The sequence below is a fragment of the Stenotrophomonas sp. YJH_SMC_17 genome, from assembly GCF_059371655.1.
Genome location: NZ_JCAFUU010000001.1, coordinates 797,032 through 812,648 on the forward strand (window position 1 = coordinate 797,032; position 15,617 = coordinate 812,648).

General features: G+C 67.8%; 17 protein-coding genes. 7 read left to right on the top strand and 10 right to left on the bottom strand.

The features are described from left to right. Positions 1 to 140: 140 nt before the first annotated feature. Positions 141 to 860: a GntR family transcriptional regulator gene (locus AC5P8Z_RS03745; protein WP_286071219.1), complete on the top strand. Its 720-nt coding sequence runs from the start codon at positions 141 to 143 to the stop codon at positions 858 to 860. Between the two features lie 64 nt (positions 861 to 924). On the opposite strand, the gene AC5P8Z_RS03750 is transcribed toward AC5P8Z_RS03745, so the two are convergent. Both AC5P8Z_RS03750 and AC5P8Z_RS03755 read right to left on the bottom strand, forming a co-directional pair. Beyond that, positions 925 to 1,251: a hypothetical protein gene (locus AC5P8Z_RS03750; RefSeq protein ID WP_495228144.1), complete on the bottom strand. Its 327-nt coding sequence runs from the start codon at positions 1,249 to 1,251 to the stop codon at positions 925 to 927. Between the two features lie 31 nt (positions 1,252 to 1,282). Beyond that, a complete protein-coding gene (locus tag AC5P8Z_RS03755) occupies positions 1,283 to 1,741 on the bottom strand; it encodes a hypothetical protein (protein WP_495228146.1) in 459 nt (152 codons plus the stop codon). A gap of 151 nt (positions 1,742 to 1,892) precedes the next feature. On the opposite strand from AC5P8Z_RS03755, the gene AC5P8Z_RS03760 reads away from it, so the two are divergent. Continuing rightward, the gene (locus tag AC5P8Z_RS03760; protein WP_286071216.1) at positions 1,893 to 2,840 is read left to right on the top strand and encodes a nucleoside hydrolase; all 948 of its coding nucleotides are present in this window, start codon (positions 1,893 to 1,895) and stop codon (positions 2,838 to 2,840) included. Between the two features lie 4 nt (positions 2,841 to 2,844). On the opposite strand, the gene AC5P8Z_RS03765 is transcribed toward AC5P8Z_RS03760, so the two are convergent. The 6 genes from AC5P8Z_RS03765 to AC5P8Z_RS03790 form a co-directional block, all read right to left on the bottom strand. Then, the gene (locus tag AC5P8Z_RS03765; protein WP_286071215.1) at positions 2,845 to 4,104 is read right to left on the bottom strand and encodes an MFS transporter; all 1,260 of its coding nucleotides are present in this window, start codon (positions 4,102 to 4,104) and stop codon (positions 2,845 to 2,847) included. Between the two features lie 78 nt (positions 4,105 to 4,182). Beyond that, on the bottom strand, positions 4,183 to 5,196 hold the full coding sequence (locus AC5P8Z_RS03770; RefSeq protein WP_495228148.1) for a hypothetical protein: 1,014 nt from the start codon (positions 5,194 to 5,196) through the stop codon (positions 4,183 to 4,185). 128 nt (positions 5,197 to 5,324) lie between these two features. Next, positions 5,325 to 6,638: a sensor histidine kinase gene (locus AC5P8Z_RS03775; RefSeq protein WP_495228150.1), complete on the bottom strand. Its 1,314-nt coding sequence runs from the start codon at positions 6,636 to 6,638 to the stop codon at positions 5,325 to 5,327. After that, positions 6,635 to 7,375, bottom strand: coding sequence for a response regulator (locus tag AC5P8Z_RS03780; protein ID WP_286071212.1), 741 nt, complete (start codon positions 7,373 to 7,375; stop codon positions 6,635 to 6,637). Before AC5P8Z_RS03780 ends, AC5P8Z_RS03775 begins: the two co-directional genes overlap by 4 nt. Before the next feature lie 57 nt (positions 7,376 to 7,432). Next, on the bottom strand, positions 7,433 to 7,978 hold the full coding sequence (locus AC5P8Z_RS03785; RefSeq protein WP_286071211.1) for a redoxin family protein: 546 nt from the start codon (positions 7,976 to 7,978) through the stop codon (positions 7,433 to 7,435). A 3-nt stretch (positions 7,979 to 7,981) separates the two neighbouring features. Then, a complete protein-coding gene (locus AC5P8Z_RS03790) occupies positions 7,982 to 8,776 on the bottom strand; it encodes an alpha/beta fold hydrolase (protein ID WP_495228152.1) in 795 nt (264 codons plus the stop codon). Positions 8,777 to 9,145: 369 nt separating this feature from the next. On the opposite strand from AC5P8Z_RS03790, the gene AC5P8Z_RS03795 reads away from it, so the two are divergent. From AC5P8Z_RS03795 to AC5P8Z_RS03815, 5 genes are all read left to right on the top strand, one after another. Beyond that, a complete protein-coding gene (locus AC5P8Z_RS03795) occupies positions 9,146 to 9,790 on the top strand; it encodes an HvfX family Cu-binding RiPP maturation protein (RefSeq protein WP_286071209.1) in 645 nt (214 codons plus the stop codon). Between the two features lie 100 nt (positions 9,791 to 9,890). Beyond that, positions 9,891 to 10,367, top strand: coding sequence for an HvfA family oxazolone/thioamide-modified RiPP metallophore (locus AC5P8Z_RS03800; RefSeq protein WP_495228153.1), 477 nt, complete (start codon positions 9,891 to 9,893; stop codon positions 10,365 to 10,367). 58 nt (positions 10,368 to 10,425) lie between these two features. After that, on the top strand, positions 10,426 to 11,271 hold the full coding sequence (locus AC5P8Z_RS03805; protein ID WP_495228155.1) for an HvfB family MNIO-type RiPP peptide maturase: 846 nt from the start codon (positions 10,426 to 10,428) through the stop codon (positions 11,269 to 11,271). Next, positions 11,264 to 11,998 carry an HvfC family RiPP maturation protein gene (locus AC5P8Z_RS03810; protein WP_495228157.1) on the top strand — a complete coding sequence of 245 codons (735 nt, stop codon included), beginning with the start codon at positions 11,264 to 11,266 and terminating at the stop codon, positions 11,996 to 11,998. The genes AC5P8Z_RS03805 and AC5P8Z_RS03810 overlap by 8 nt, the downstream gene beginning before the upstream one ends. A gap of 52 nt (positions 11,999 to 12,050) precedes the next feature. Then, positions 12,051 to 12,689 carry a ferric reductase-like transmembrane domain-containing protein gene (locus AC5P8Z_RS03815; protein WP_286071205.1) on the top strand — a complete coding sequence of 213 codons (639 nt, stop codon included), beginning with the start codon at positions 12,051 to 12,053 and terminating at the stop codon, positions 12,687 to 12,689. A 136-nt stretch (positions 12,690 to 12,825) separates the two neighbouring features. Here AC5P8Z_RS03815 and AC5P8Z_RS03820 read toward each other — a convergent pair whose 3' ends face one another. Further along, positions 12,826 to 13,962: a metallophosphoesterase gene (locus AC5P8Z_RS03820; RefSeq protein ID WP_495228159.1), complete on the bottom strand. Its 1,137-nt coding sequence runs from the start codon at positions 13,960 to 13,962 to the stop codon at positions 12,826 to 12,828. Positions 13,963 to 14,064: 102 nt separating this feature from the next. Beyond that, positions 14,065 to 15,606: a TerC family protein gene (locus AC5P8Z_RS03825; protein ID WP_286071203.1), complete on the bottom strand. Its 1,542-nt coding sequence runs from the start codon at positions 15,604 to 15,606 to the stop codon at positions 14,065 to 14,067. Positions 15,607 to 15,617 lie beyond the last annotated feature (11 nt).

The following is a 15,617-nucleotide window of genomic DNA, read 5'->3' on the forward strand; positions in this document are numbered from 1 at the left end:
CGACCGTTGGTCGACTATCGCGCGCAGCGCGGGATCTTCGGCATCCATGCGAAGCGCAGTCGACCAACGGTCGACTCTACCAAGCCGTGTTTCCGCACGGCGCTACAGGTTCCACGCAGGGAGGCAGTACACTTTCCACCATGGCCATTGCTCCCGCCCCGCGTTCGCCGAAGAAGCGCGCACCTCTGTACGAAGAGGTGGCCGAGCATGTGCGCGAGCGCATCTACGATTACCGGCTGCCGCCGGGCGAATGGATCGACGAACCCGCGCTGTGCGAGGAACTCGGCATCAGCCGTACGCCGCTGCGCGAGGCGGTGAAGCTGCTGGCCGCCGAAGGGCTGGTGCAGATCGATGCCGGCCGCGGTGCGCGGGTCACCCGGCTCACCCTGGAAGACCTCAACCAGCTGTTCCCGGTGATGGCGATGCTGGAAGGGCGCTGCGCGCATGAGGCGGTCAAGCACATCGACGATGCCGGCGTGCAGCAGTTGGAAAACCTGCATGCGGCGATGGAAGCGGCTGCCGCCAACGGCAACATTGCCGAGTACTACCGCAACAACTACCTCATCCACGAGACCGTGCAGCACTACGCCGGCAACCCGTGGCTGATCCGTATCACCCACGACCTGCACCGCATCCTGAAGATGCATCGCGGCCGCCAGCTGCTCGCACCGGGCCGCACCGCGCAGTCGCTGGCCGAGCATCGCGAGCTGATGGACTGCTTCCGCCGCCGTGACGCGCAGGCGGCAGAGCGCACGATGGAACGGCACCTGCTGAGCCAGGGCCAGGCGCTGGCCGCGTACGTGGCCGATGGTGGGTTGTTGAACGTGCCCGCACCGCTGCCGACCGAAGGCGGCGGCTGAGCTGGCTGTTGCCTCGCCGGGCATGGCCCGGCGCTACCGATGGCTGCGGATCGCTATCTGCGCCTCAATCGCCGCAGCTGCCACTATCGCCGCCGCCGCTGTCGCTGCTGCAGTCCGATCCGCCATGGCTATGGCTGCCGTGGCTGTCACTGGCATACCCGCCCGAGGAATCGTGGCTGCCCGCGAAGCTGCCATCACCGCGGCTGACCGGGCCATCGGCGGTGGCGACCGCCATGCACAGGATCGCCCCAACCAGCGGCAGCAGCCAGACAAGCAGCAGCTGCACCATCCGCCCTCCCACCGACACGTCGTCGCGCCGCAACACCACATACGTGGCAACCAGGTTCAGGCCCAGCACCAGGGCGATGAGGGCCAGAGTCACCACCCGCATGGCATGCCTCCGCAGCAGCGAACCGGCGCGGTCATGGCGCCACCATCAATGACTGGATCTGCGCGCGCTCATTCAGTGGCCGCTGGAAACCCGTCGGATAGACCGGTGCATGGCGCTCGCCCTTGAGCAGGAACAGGCTTTCGCTGCCCAGCGTGGCCTCGCGGATATGGCCCAAGGTGTAATGCCACATCGTCCACAGCGGCACCCGGATCGTCGCCGGCACCTTGCCCTCACGCGGCCGCAGCACTTCCTGCACCTGCAGCACCAGGCGGATTTCGTTGTCCAGGCCTGGCCCGGTGCGCGATCCAGGATCGGTCAGCCGCCGTCCCTTGCCATCGACCATCTCCACGTCGACCACCTTGGCGCGGACGATCTGGCCGGCTTCCGCCACCATTTCCTCCAGCGGCTTCGGCGCCACCGAGGTGGCCGATGCCGGCGCGACGGCGCCCAGGCACAACAGGCCGGCCAGCAGGATCGCGGGGGTCTTCATGGCGGTTCTCCTTCCGTGGATACCCCCTGACGATAGCACCGCCGCCCCGGTTCGCCCTGCCTGTCATGAAGATGGGACAATGTAGGGCGCGCCGGCCTGTCTCCGGGCCGCCGGCGCCCCCCGCACCACACGGAAGAAGAAGAACAACAACATGCTGAAAGTCATTTTCGATACCGACCCGGGCGTCGACGACGCCCTGGCCCTGCTGTACCTGCACAAGCACCCGCAGATCGACCTGATCGGCGTCACCACCACCTTCGGCAATGCCTCGGTGGAGTCCACCACGCACAATGCGCTGTACCTGAAGCAGGCCTGGGGCTTTGCCGCCCCGGTCGCGCGCGGCGCCGCTGGCCCGCTGCAGCCGGAAGCCACCCCGGAAGCCTGGCCGGTGCACATCCATGGCCACAACGGCCTGGGCAACCACCCGGTGCCGGCTGCGCTGGACGTGGCTGCCGATGCGCGCCCGGCCCACCAGCTGATCATCGACCTGGTCCGCGCCCACCCGGGTGAAGTGACCCTGGTCGCGGTCGGCCGCATGACCAACCTGGCCCTGGCCCTGCAGCAGGCGCCGGACATCGCCGGCCTGGTGCGCGGCGTGGTGCTCATGGGCGGCGCCTTCCACGTCAACGGCAACATCACCCCGGCCGCAGAGGCCAACATCTGGGGCGATGCCGAAGCAGCCGATGTGGTGTTCACCACCGATTGGCCGGTCACCGCGATCGGCCTGGACGTGACCACCCGCGTGGAAATGGACCGCGACGGCCTGGACAAGCTGGCCGCCCTCGGCGGCGCCGACGCCGAGCTGGTCCGTGCGCTGTCGCAGGACTACGTGGACTTCTACCTGCAGGCCGGCCACAAGGGCATGGTCGTGCACGACTGCTGCGCCTGCATCGCGCTGACCCGTCCGGAGCTGTTCCAGTTCGAACGTGCCAGCGTGCGCGTGGCCACCGACGGCGTTGCCCGTGGCATGACCATTCCGAAGCCGGAAGGCATGGGCTTCGGCCCCAGCGTGTGGGATGGCCACGTGCTGCAGTCCGTCGCCATCGGCGTGGATGCGGCCGCGGTACTGGCCGACATCGAGCAGACCCTGAAGGTCTGATCGCCTAGCGCTTGCCCCTGCCCGGGGTCGTCTCGGGCAGGGTCCACAGCACCGGCAGCACCAGCACCGCCACCAGCGCGATCATCGCGCCCGGCGCCGCTGCCCAGCCGCTGCGCTCCACCCACCACTGCGCCAGCCACGGTGTCGCGCCGCCGAACACCGCCGTGGCCATGGTCACCCCCAATGCCAGCCCGCTTACCCGGCCCTCGCCCGGGAACTGCTCGGCCGTGGCCGGGGCCGCGACCGCGCTCACGCCACCGGCCACGCAGGCCAGCAGCACCGCGGCCAGCGCGATGCCCCACACCGAAGCCTGCGCCATCCACGCGAACAGCGACAGCGGCAGCAGCGCCGCCAGCACGGTCAATCCCAGCAGCATCGGCCGGCGCCCCACGCGGTCGGACAACGCACCGCACAGCGGGGTGATCGCAATCACCGCCACTGCCGCAATCGTCGACAGCCACAACGCGTCGCCTTCGTCGTGGCCCTGCGCATGCAGGAATGCCGGCACGTAAGTGATGCCCACGTAGTAGGTGATCGAACCCAGCGCCGAGATCGCGAAGGTGCGCACCACTGCTGCCGGATGGTTGCGCAGCACATGCCGAAGCGGCGTGGCGGGAATGCTGCCCTCGCGCCGCTGGCGCTCGAACTCGGGCGATTCGTGCATGCCCGAGCGCGCGACCAGGATCACCAGCGCCAGCGCGGCACCGACGAAGAACGGAATGCGCCAGCCCCAGCTGTCCAGCTGCGCGGTGGGCAGCAGCGCGACCGTAAGCGCGGAAATCGCCACCGCCAGCAGCGCGCCCACTTCACTGGCGGCCGACGCCAGCGAGGTCACCAGGCCTCGTCGCCGCACGGGTGCGCTTTCCAGCAGGTAGGCCACCACGCCGGTGTATTCGCCGCCCACCGAAAACGCCATCACGCAGCGCAATACCAGCAGCAGCACGCCAGCGGTGGTGCCTGCGGTGGCGGCGGTCGGCAGCAGCGCGGTGGCCAGCATCGCCGCGGCCATCAACGCCATCGACGCCAGCAGCATCCAGCGCCGGCCGAGCCGATCGCCGAGATGGCCGAAGCACAGCGCGCCCAGCGGGCGCATCAGGTAGGACACCGCAAAGCCGGCCAGTGTCGCCAGCAGCGCCTGCTCGCCACCGCCGAAGAACACCCGCGACAGCACCGTGGCGAAGTACAGGTACAGGGTGAAGTCGTACCACTCCACTACCGTGGACAGGCCGGCCACCCACATCGAGCGCTGCCGCGCCACCGTCATTGCGTATTCGCCTTCAACAGCCTCGTTCCCGTGGGTGCAGGTTCCGGGCAGGGTGTCACGGTCGGGGTGAAGTACTGGTCATCGGCCATCCATCTGCTGCATGTACTGCGTCCCGTGCCCGGTGAAGCGCTCACCGTCAAAGCCAAAGCAGAACCGTCCTTCCTCGAACACACGGTAGACCAGCAGCGCGCCATCCAGGCAGAACTGCTGCTGGTCAACGCCCGTTTCCAGGGTTCCGTAGCGGCTGGTGTCTCCGCCCTTCTCCGCTGGCCCGGTGAACGCATCCACCGGCAATGGCGTGGCTCGACCCGTGCGGGTGTCGACCAGCACCACCGAGCGCTGGAAGAACTCGGGGCGATCATCGACCTGCACCAGCAGGTAGTGCTGGTTGAAGTTGGGCTTCTCGTTGCTGAGGGCTTCCTCGACGCGCGCCACGTGCTGCGCATCGCAGAAATCGACCGGGCTGTAGCGATAGCTGCATCCGTCGTGGTCGTAGGGCAGGTTCATCCCTGAATAGCTCACGCCTGCCTGGTTGCCCAGGTCGTCTCCCGGCTCCGGTGTGCTGCACAGCAGCCACGAGCGCTGCGCATCCTCGGGATCGGCCATCAGCTTCGGCTCGCGGCCCGCTTCGTAAGCCGCACCACCCGGGAACTCCTCCCCGAAGCGGTGGCGGACGATGGGACGTGCCTTCTCCAGCGGCAGGCCGATCTTCGCCCCACGGAACGAAACGAACGTCATCGTCGGAAGGATCACCTCCTCCACCGGCAATCCTTTCCATTGCCCCCGCACGCAGAACGTGGCGATCTCGTTTTCCTCATCCACCCTGCAGGGTTTCGGCGCGTTCACGGCCAGCCAGGGATGGGCCGGGCGATCGGTCTGAAGGTCGATGTACCAGCCGTCCAGCGCACAGGTCGGCAGCGCATCCAACAGCGGAGAGAGGTCGGCGCTGGCGGTCGGCATCAGCGCCGGTGGGACCGCAGGCGTGTGCTCGGCCGGTATATCCGGCGAGCGCTGGCAGGCCAGCAGCAACCCTGCGCTGATCAGCAGCGCGATACGGCGTGCGTGCCCGATTGAAGGATGGCGTCCCTGCATTGCGTAGTGCTCCCTGGTTTCAACACTCGCTGCAGATGATCGCTGATCCCGGTGCCATGCAGGAACGTCGCAGATCCCACATCCGGGTCAGAGCCCTTTGCTCCCGCAAAGGGATCCGACCCCGCCAGTTACCCCGGCAGCTGCAATTCGGCCCGCAGGCCACCGCCCTCCCGGTTGTGCAGCCGCAGCGAGCCGCCCAGCGACTGCGCCAGCTGCACGGCGATGGCCAGGCCCAGCCCGGTGCCGCCGGTATCGCGGTTGCGTGAGCTTTCCAGCCGATGGAACGGTGCCAGCACGGCCTGCAGCTGGTCCTCCGGAATGCCGGGGCCGCGGTCGGACACGCTGATCCACGGCCGGCCTGCTGCATCGCGCCCCGCCTCGATCTCGGCACTACCGGCGTAGCGCAACGCGTTGTCGACCAGGTTGCCGACCACCCGCCGCAGCGGCTGCGGCCAGGTCTGCACGGTCAGGCCTGTGGGCGCGCCACCACTGACCGCCTTGCCCATGTCTTCATAGTCGCCCACCACGCTGGCCAGGAACGCGCCAAGATCCATCGCCACCGGCGCGCCACTGGCCACGTGGCTGCTGCGCGCATAGGCCACGCCTTCGCGCACCAGTTGCCCCAGGTGGTCCAGGTCATCCAGCAGGCGCTGCTGTGTGGCATCTTCGGGCAGGGTTTCCACGCGCAGCTTCATGCGCGTGATCGGCGTCTGCAGATCGTGCGAGATGGCCGCCAGAATCTGCAGCCGCTCGCTGACATGGCCACGGATGCGCGCCTGCAGTGCATTGAGCGCGGCTGCGGCCGTGCCCACTTCGGCGGGGCCGTCTTCGGGCAGCACCGGTGCGTCCTTGCCCGGCTGCAGTTGCTCGACGGCGTGCGAGAGCTGCCGCAGCGGGCGCAATGCCAGCCGCACCGCCAGCCAAGCGCATACCAGCAGCAGGGCCAGCTGCGCCAGCAGCACGGCCGGCAGCCAGCGCGCCAGCGGCAGGCCCGACGGTGTTACTTCGATGGTCAACGGTGAACCGTCGTGCAGGCGCAGCTCCACTTCGAAACGTTCCGGCAGGCGTGCCACCTGCCGCGCCTGCAGCGGATAGCGGTGTTCCAGGCTGTCATCGATGATGGCGGTGACCTGGCGCGCACGATCGGTTTCCAATGCCGGGCCGGCCTCTGCCGGGCGCAACAGGTAGCGGTACGTACGCCGCTCCAACCGCGGCACCCAGGCCTGGCGCTGGTCGGCCGACAGGTGTTCCAGCAGGGCCACGCTCACTGCAACATCCTCGTCCAGGTTGCGCAGCATCATGCTGCGGGTGGACTGGTAGCGTTCGTAGAACAACAGACCGAAGGACAGTGCATGGGCCAGGATCAACCCGCCCAGCAGCACCAGCAGCAGGCGCGCCGACAGCGTGCGCGGCCACGGCAGGCGGCGCGCGCGGGCGTTCATTCCTCCGGCCCCAGCAGCTGCACCGGCACGCTGAACACGTAGCCTTCGTTGCGCACGGTCTTGATGTAGGTGGGCTCACGCGCGTCATCGCCCAGGCGCTGGCGCACGCGGCTGACCAGCAGATCGATGGAACGATCGAACAGTTCTGCATCACGGCCCTGGGTAAGGCTGAGCAGCTGGTCGCGGCTGAGCACGCGGTTGGCGTGGTCGAGAAACACGCGCAGCAGGCGGAATTCCGCACCGCTGAGCGGATAGGCGGTGTCCTGCGCATCCAGCAGATGGCGGGCAGTGGTATCCAGGCGCCAGTCGCCGAAGCCCAACTGGCGGCCGGCTTCGCTCACCTGCAGGTTCGGCGGCAGCATCTGCGTGCGTCGGATCACCGCATTGATGCGCGCCAGCAGTTCGCGTGAGGAGAACGGCTTGGTCACGTAGTCATCGGCGCCCATTTCAAGGCCGATGATGCGGTCGGTTTCATCGTCGCGGGCGGTCAGCAGCACCACCGGCACCGCGCGACGCTTGCCGGCACGCAGGTTGCGGCACAGGCTCAGCCCGTCCTCGCCGGGCATCATCACGTCCAGCACCACCAGGTCCACCGCGTGGGTATCCATCAGCGCGCGCATCGCACGGCCGCCATCGGCCTGGCTGACACGCAGGCCGTTGCGCTGCAGGTAGTCGGCCAGCATCTGGCGGATCTCGCTGTCATCGTCGACGACAAGGATGTGCGGTACGTGGTTCATTGCGTTCTCGATGAAGACGGAGGTCAAGGCCGCGCGGCGCGGCCATGGTAGCGCGGCTCAGGGGCTGGCCAGCAGGCGCTGGATCTCGCTTTCGGTACGTGCGTAGTCGCCTTCGCCGTAGTGGCGGTAGACCACCCTGCCCTGCCGGTCGACCAGGTAAAGCGCCGGCCAGAAGCGGTTGCCCCAGGCGTTCCAGATCCGGTACTGGTTGTCCTGCACCACCGGCCAGGTGATATCCAGCCGCGCGATGGCCTTGCGCACATTGCCAGGCAGGCCTTCGTAGGCGAACTCCGGTGTATGCACGCCGATCACCTGCAGGCCCTGCCGCGCGTAACGTGCATGCCACTGGTGCACATGCGGTGCCACGTTGAGGCAGTTGCTGCAGGCATAGGTCCAGAACTCGACCAGCACCACCTGCCCTCGCAGCTGGTTCAACGCGAGCGGTGGGCTGTTGTGCCAGGGCCCGCCGCCATCGAACCCGGCAGCAGGAGCGGCCTGCGCCGGATGCGCATCGGCCGCCGGGCTGGGCCAGGCCATCAGCAGCGCCGCCCCACCCAGCAGGCCCAGCAACAACGGCAGTGCATACACACGCAGCCCGGCAATCGTTCAGCCCCCCTGCTCGGCCAGCGGCAGTTCGGCCGGCTTCACGCCTGCGGCTTCCAGGATGCTGTCAGCCACCTGGGCCGGGTGCGAGAGCAGCGACACATGGCTGCTGCCGATCGATTGCAGCTGCGCGCCAATGCGCTTTGCGGTGGCCGCCTGCAGCTGCGGCGACAACATGCGGTCGTCACGGCTGAGCACGTACCAGCTCGGCTTGCTGCGCCATGCGGCCACGCGGACCGGCTCACCAAGAGCGCTGGCCTTCAATGGCACCTGCGTGCTGTACAACAGTGCGGCGGTCTTCTTCATCACATCCGGTGCGAAGTCCTGGGCGATGGCGTCGGCTGGCAGGGTCAGGTAGCCGTCCTTCTCCTGCAGGCGCGTCAGGCCCGGGCCGACCGGATAACCCTCGCCCTGCTGTGCCGATGACTGCCCGGCATCCGGTGCGAATGCGGCCACGTACACCAGCGCCTGCACCTTGGGATCGTTGCCCGCTTCGGTGATGACCGTGCCGCCCCAGCTGTGGCCGACCAGCACGACCTTGCCCGGTGCAGCGGCAATCGCGCGACGGGTGGCGGCCACATCGTCGGCCAGCGAGGTGAGCGGGTTCTGCACCGCCACCGCCGGCAGCTTCCAATCGTGCAACGTGGTGATGACCTTGTTCCAGCTGGAGCCATCGGCGAAGGCGCCGTGTACCAGAATGACGGTGGGCGGGGCGCCGGCATCGGCCTCGTCGGCGAACGCCGGCGTCGCGACGCCAGCAAGGGCGAGGGCAGCGGCGAGCAGGGTGATGCGGATCATGGGGGGTACTCCGGTGTTGGGAGTGGCCATTTCCGCCTGGGGATGTATCGGCGCTGTTTCGCTGCGAGGCAGAGTTGTACCGGACTGTAGGGCGGCGGCGGGTTCCTACAGTTGGATACATTCGGCCGCCGGGCATGGCCCGGTGCAACCGCAGCCGGGTGTCCTCGCGCGTACATGCGGGGAACCTTCTCCACCCGATAGCGCCAGGCCATGCCCGGTGAACGCCCGACCCGGCGCCTTTGTATCTGACTGTACGAAACCCCTGACACAGCCACAGTCGCTGACAAAACCCCGGGCAACAGCACACGTTGCCGATACCTGTGCCGCCTGAAATGGCCTCCATCGACCACTGGCCCGCAGGACACCCCCATGATCAGCACCGCCTCTTCCGTGTACACGCCGCGCCTGGACGCCGTCGGCCGCTGGCTCTCGCCATTGGCGCTGCGCACCCTGCTGGCCTGGGAGTTCTTTGAATCCGGCCGCGAGAAGCTGGCCGGCCAGAACTGGTTCGCCGACCTGGAAGGGCGTTTCCCGTTCCCGTTCTCCACCCTGCCTGCGTCACTCAACTGGCAGCTGGCCACCTGGCTGGAACTGGTGGGCGCTGTGATGCTGCTGCTGGGCCTGGCCACGCGCTCGGTGGCCTACATCTTCTGGGTGCTGACCCTTGTTGCCATCGCCGCTGTGCACTGGCCCGGCCAGTGGAACGGCCTGGGCGAACTCTGGCAGGGCTATGCGATCACCGACCAGGGCTACGGCAACTTCAAGCTGCCGCTGCTCTTCCTGGCCATGCTGCTCCCACTGATCCTCAACGGCGGCGGTGCGCTCAGCCTGGACCGCCTGCTGGCCGGCCCGCAGCGCCCCACGGCGGGCAACGACGGCCTCGGCTGGGGCGTTAGCCTGATCGCCCTGCTGCTGCCGGTCGCCGTGCTGCTGCCCGGCGTCGGCTTCGGTGGCGCGCTGCTCGGCGGCGCCCTGCTGTTGGGCTACGTACTGCGCCGTCGCCGCAACGCCTGATCCGCATCGCCCCTCCCCACGCTTCTTGCCTTCGTTTCCGTCGCCTTCAAGCGGCGTCCATCCCGCACGCCCTGCGTGCCAATCCCAAGGAGTCATCATCATGTCCGTCTCGACCAAGAACACCGCTGTTTCCCGTCTGCCGCGCATCGGCGCCATCGGCATCGCTCTGGCCGGTGGCCTGCTGCTGGCTGGCCAGGCCGCCGCGATCCAGCCAATGGCCATCGGTGCCGTGGCGATGAGCGCCGCCGCCGAAGGCAAGTGCGGTGAAGGCAAGTGCGGCGCCAACAAGGCTGCCACCGGCAAGCCTGCCGGCAAGGCCAAGGTGGCCGAAGGCCAGTGTGGCGAAGGCAAGTGCGGCGACGCCTCGTTTGCCCGCACCGACCGAGACCACGACGGCCGGGTCTCGCGTGCCGAGTTCAACGCCGTGGCGGCCACGCGCGCCGCCGAATTCGACCGCATCGACACCGACCACGACGGCTACATCAGCGAACAGGAAGCGCACGACTACCTGCGCAGTGTCTACACCGCCAACGGCAAGCCGATGCCGAAGGGCCTGTTCTCCCGCGTCAACGACTGATCGTTTCCCCACCCGGCGCCGCCCTTGCGGCGGCGCCACTGCCCTGGAGTACCGTCGCATGTCCCTGCCCCTGTCTTCCGCCAGCGCTGGTCTCGGCCTGCGCCGTGGCCTGATCGATGAACTGCTGGCGATGCCGGCCAATGCCATCGACTTCCTCGAAGTGTCGCCGGACAACTGGATCGGGGTTGGCGGTGCCCACGGCGCGGCGCTGCGCCAGTTGAGTGAGCGCCATCGCCTGACCTGCCACGGCCTGTCGCTGTCGCTGGGTGGTCCGGACCCGCTGGATCGCACGCTGCTGGGACAGACGCGCGCCTTCCTCGATCTGCACCAGGTGCAGCTGTACAGCGAACACCTGAGCTACTGCGCCGCCGGTGGCCATGTCTACGATCTGCTGCCATTACCGTTCACCGCCGAGGCCGTGCGTCACGTTGCCGGTCGCATCCGCCAGGTGCAGGACACACTGGGCCGGTGCATCGCCGTGGAGAACATCTCCTACTACGCCGTGCCGGGTGCGGACATGAGCGAGATCGACTTCATCACTGCAGTGCTGGCCGAGGCGGACTGCGACCTGCTGCTGGACGTCAACAATGTTTTCGTCAACGCCTGCAACAACGGCTACGACGCCTTCGATTTCCTGGCACGCGTGCCGGCGCATCGCGTCGCCTCGCTGCACGTGGCCGGCCACTTCGACGAGGACGATGGCTTCAAGATCGACACCCACGGCGCGCCGGTGAAGGGCGTGGTCTGGGCGCTGCTGCGTGAGGCATATGCACGTGTCGGCGTACGCCCCACCCTGCTGGAGCGCGATTTCAACTTCCCGCCTTTGGCCGAGCTGCTGGCCGAGGTCGAGCAGATCCGCCACGCGCAGGCCGATGTGCTGCTGCCCGAGGTGGCCCATGGCTGAGCCGCTGGCCACCCTGCAGCAGCGCTGGGCCGACCATGTACGCGACCCATCGATGCCCGCGCCTGAGGGCGTCGATGCACAGCGGATGGCAGTCTACCGCCGCCTCTGCATCGACAGCTTGGGCAGCCTGCTGGCAGGCAGCCTGCCGCGCCTGCAGGCGCAGCTGGGTGATGCCTGCTGGCGCGACACCGTGGACCACTACTACGCGGGGCATGCCTGCCACACCCCGCTGTTCCCGCAGATCGCCGGCGAATTCGCCGCGTGGCTGGGCGCGCAGGCAGACCTCGCGCTGCCGGGCTGGGTGGCGGAACTGGCGCATTACGAAAGCACGCAGCAGGCACTGCACATTGAAGCGCGTGACGCCGGCCAGCAGCCATTGCATGCGCCACAGGCAGGCAGCGTGCTTGCACTGTCTCCGCTGGTGCGGGTGGTGGGCTACCAGTGGCCTGTGAATGAGGATGCCGGGCTGAGCGGTGCGCCGACCACGGTGCCGACGTTGCTGCTGCTGCGACGCCTGGATGACTTCAGCCTGCAGGTGCAGGAACTTGCACCGCTGGCATATGCGCTGCTGTCGGCGTTCGGCGATGACGGCGCCCGTGCGGAAGACGCGCTGCAGGGACTGGCCGACCTGCAGGGCGTGGCCGCCGACGAACTGCGCACAGCCTGCACTCCGCTGCTGGGCGAGCTGTGCGGGGCCGGCGTGCTGGTTGTGCCTAGCGACTGTTGAAGGTGCCGGCCAGAGGCCAGTGCCACCCATCTCCATTCTTCGAGGTCTGATCATGGCTGTTTCGAATACCTCCTCCCTGCACGGCTGGCGCCTGTTCGTGGCCATCGCCGTGGTCCTGATCGCCTTCGCACTGGCGGCGTTCGCCCTGCAGCCCGACGTGGTCGAGGGCAGCCGCGCGGCGATCCGGGTGACGGCACGCACATCGTTCCTGCTGTTCCTGGCCGCCTTCACCGCCTCCTCGTTCGCCAGCCTGCTGCCCGGTCCGTTCACCCGCTTCCTGTTGCGCGAGCGTCGCATCGTCGGCCTGTCGTTCGCGTTCTCGCACCTGCTGCATGCAGTAGCGATCACCGCCTTCGGCATCCTCAACCCCGCGTTCTGGCCGGCGCGCTCGGCCCTGGCCAACCTGCCGGGCACGATCGGCTATGTAGCCATCCTCGCCTTGGCCATCACCTCGCATCGTGGCATCGCCCGCCGCATGGGCCCCACCGCGTGGCGTCGCCTGCACGTGACCGGCATGTGGATCATCGCCGCAGTGTTCACCTATTCGTACTTCAAGCGCGTGCCCGGCAACTTCTGGTACGCGGTGCCCTCCGCGTTGCTCTTCACCGCTGTCGTGGTGCGTGCGATCGCCAAGCGGGCGCAGTCGCTGCGGCGCAATGCGCATGCGCGGCCGCCGCTGTGGAGTTCCTGAGGAGGCCGTTACCTGTAGAGCCGAGCCCATGCTCGGCTGCCCCTGGTTCAGCCGAGCATGGGCTCGGCTCTACAGAGGGATCCCAGCACGATAGACAGCGAATTCCCCGCGGAAAGGGATCTGACCCCACTTCAGGTCACGCGGCACGGCGCAGCGTGATCAGGGTGATTTCCGAGGGCACCCCGATGCGCGCGGGGAATCCGGCCCACAGGCCAGCGCCATTGCTCACGTACAGGGTCATCCCGTCCACCTCGTAGCGGCCGGACACGAAACCACCATTGGCCCGCCTCACCAGCTGGTCCATGCCGATGATCTGCCCGCCGTGGGTATGCCCGGACAACTGCAGCTTCACACCGCGCGCAGCGGCCTCACGCGCATTGCGTGGGCGGTGATCGAGCAGGATCACCGGTGCGGACGGATCGGCACCCTCCAGTGCAGCCTGGAGATCCGGCAGCGGCAGGCCGTAGCGTGCCGCCACCGGGTCGGTGACACCGGCGATGGTGAGCGCCGCATCGCCGCGTCGTACCTGCAGATGACTGTTCTCCAGCACCTGCATGTGCAGCGCGCGGAACGCCTGCATCCAGTCCTGGTACTGCGCGTAGTACTCGTGGTTGCCGGTGATGGCAATGACGCCGTCCGGCGCCTGCAGATCGGCCAACGGACGCGCGTCGTCGCGACGGGCCTCGACGCTGCCATCGATCAGTTCGCCAGTGATCACGATCAGGTCCGGCTTCAACGCGTTGCTCTCGGCCACCACCCTGCGCACCCACTCGCCGGTCAGCAGGCGGCTGGCGTGGATGTCGGTCAGCTGCAGCACGCGATAGCCGTCGAATGCGGCCGGCAGATCCTTGATCGCCACGTCGATCTGCCGGGGCTTGGGTACGGCCATGCCCTGGCTGATCCCATAGCCACTCACCAGCAGGGCCAGCAGGCCGACCAGCGGCCGCAGCTTCGGTGCACGCAGGGCCGATACCATGCACGGCCAACGCAGCAGGCGCGAAACCAGCAGGCCGGCGTCCAGTACCAGCATCACCAACGCCAGCAGCAGCACCGCAGTGGAGCCGGTCGCCAGCGCGGCGATCGCCATTTTCGGAATTTCCGGCGACGCCATCGTGCCCCAGAAGGTCGCCACGATGCGCAGCTGCACGGCCACAGCCACCATCAGCAGCGACAGCACGACCTTCAACCCGATGGGCATGCGCAGCGGCCAGAACAGGCGCCAGGCCACATACAGGCCCATCAACAAACCGATCGTACTCAGCACTGCAACCATCCATGACAAAAAACGGGCCCGCCATGGTGACGGCTGCGGGCCATGTTGTGTAGAGCCGAGCCATGCTCGGCTGCATCCCCGAAGCCGAACATGGGCTCGGCCCTACAACGGCTGGTCGAGGTGTTCCACCCGCAGGCGGGCAATGCGGCGCTTCTCCATCGCGAGCACAGTGATGCGCACGCCGGCCACGTCCACCGCATCACCGATGTCCGGCAGGCGTCCCAACTGCTCCAGCACCAGTCCGGAGATGGTCATGTAGTCGGCACTGCGCGGCAGCGACACGCCAGCCAGGCGCTGCAGGTCATCCAGGGTCAACGCGCCATCGGCCTCCCACTGGCCTTCCCCCTGCGCGATCACGCCATAGCGTTCGTCCTGGGTATCGACCAGATCACCGGCAATCGCCGCCAGCAGGTCGTTGGCCGTCACCAGGCCTTCCACGCTGCCGTACTCGTCCACTGCCACCGCCAACGGCACCGGATGCTGGCGGATCAGCTCCAGCGCCTGGAGCGCGCTGGCGCTGGACAGCACGTACTGCGGCTCGCGCAGGTTGCCTTCCAGCTGCAGCGGCCTGCCCTGCAGCAGGTCGGCCAGCAGATCGCGGCTCTGCACCACGCCGCGCAGGCTGTCCAGATCACCGTCGCCGACCAGCAGGCGGGTGTGCGGCGACGCCACCAGGCGTGCCACCACGTCTTCCTGGCCACGGGCCAGGTCGATCCACTGCACGTCGGCGCGCACGGTCATCACGCTCGACACCGGACGGTCGGCCAGGCCCAGCACGCTGCGGATCATCTCGTGCTCGGCCGGCTGCAGGCGCTCTTCGGCATCGACGTTTTCGTCAGCGCTTTCGTCGTCGTGGCCATTGGCCGGGCGCGCGCCCAGCATGCGCAGCACCGCATCGGCAGTGCGCTGGCGGAACGGCTGGCGACGCTCGTTGCGCTCGCGGTTGAAGCGCACCCACTGGTTGAATCCCTCAACGAGGATCGAGAAGGCAATGGCCGCGTACAGGTAGCCCTTGGGGATCTTGTAGCCCAGGCCCTCGGCCACCAGGCTGAAACCGATCATCAGCAGGAAGCCCAGGCACAGCACCACCACCGTGGGATGCTTGTTGACGAAGCGGGTCAGCGGCTTGCTGGCCAACAGCATCAATGCCATCGCGATGGTCACTGCGGCGTACATCACGCCCAGGTTGTCGACCATGCCGACCGCAGTGATCACCGAGTCCAGCGAGAACACCGCGTCGAGTACCACGATCTGTGCCACGACCATCGCGAAGCTGGCGTAGACCTTCCTGCCGTTGTCCTCGTGCTGGCGGCCTTCCAGCCGCTCGTGCAGCTCCATGGTGCCCTTGAACAGCAGGAACAGGCCACCGCCCAGCAGGATCAGGTCGCGTCCGGAGAAGCTGTGGTCAAACAGCGTCAGCAGCGGTTCGGTCAATTTCATGATCCACGCCAACGCCGCCAGCAGCACCAGCCGCATCAGCAGGGCCAGCGCCAGGCCGATCACGCGCGCGCGGTCGCGCTGGTGCGGCGGAAGCTTGTCGGCAAGGATCGCGATGAACACCAGGTTGTCGATGCCGAGAACGATCTCCAGCACGACCAGGGTTGCAAGGCCCATCCATATCGAGGGGTCAGCCAACCATTCCATTTCAGGTCCGT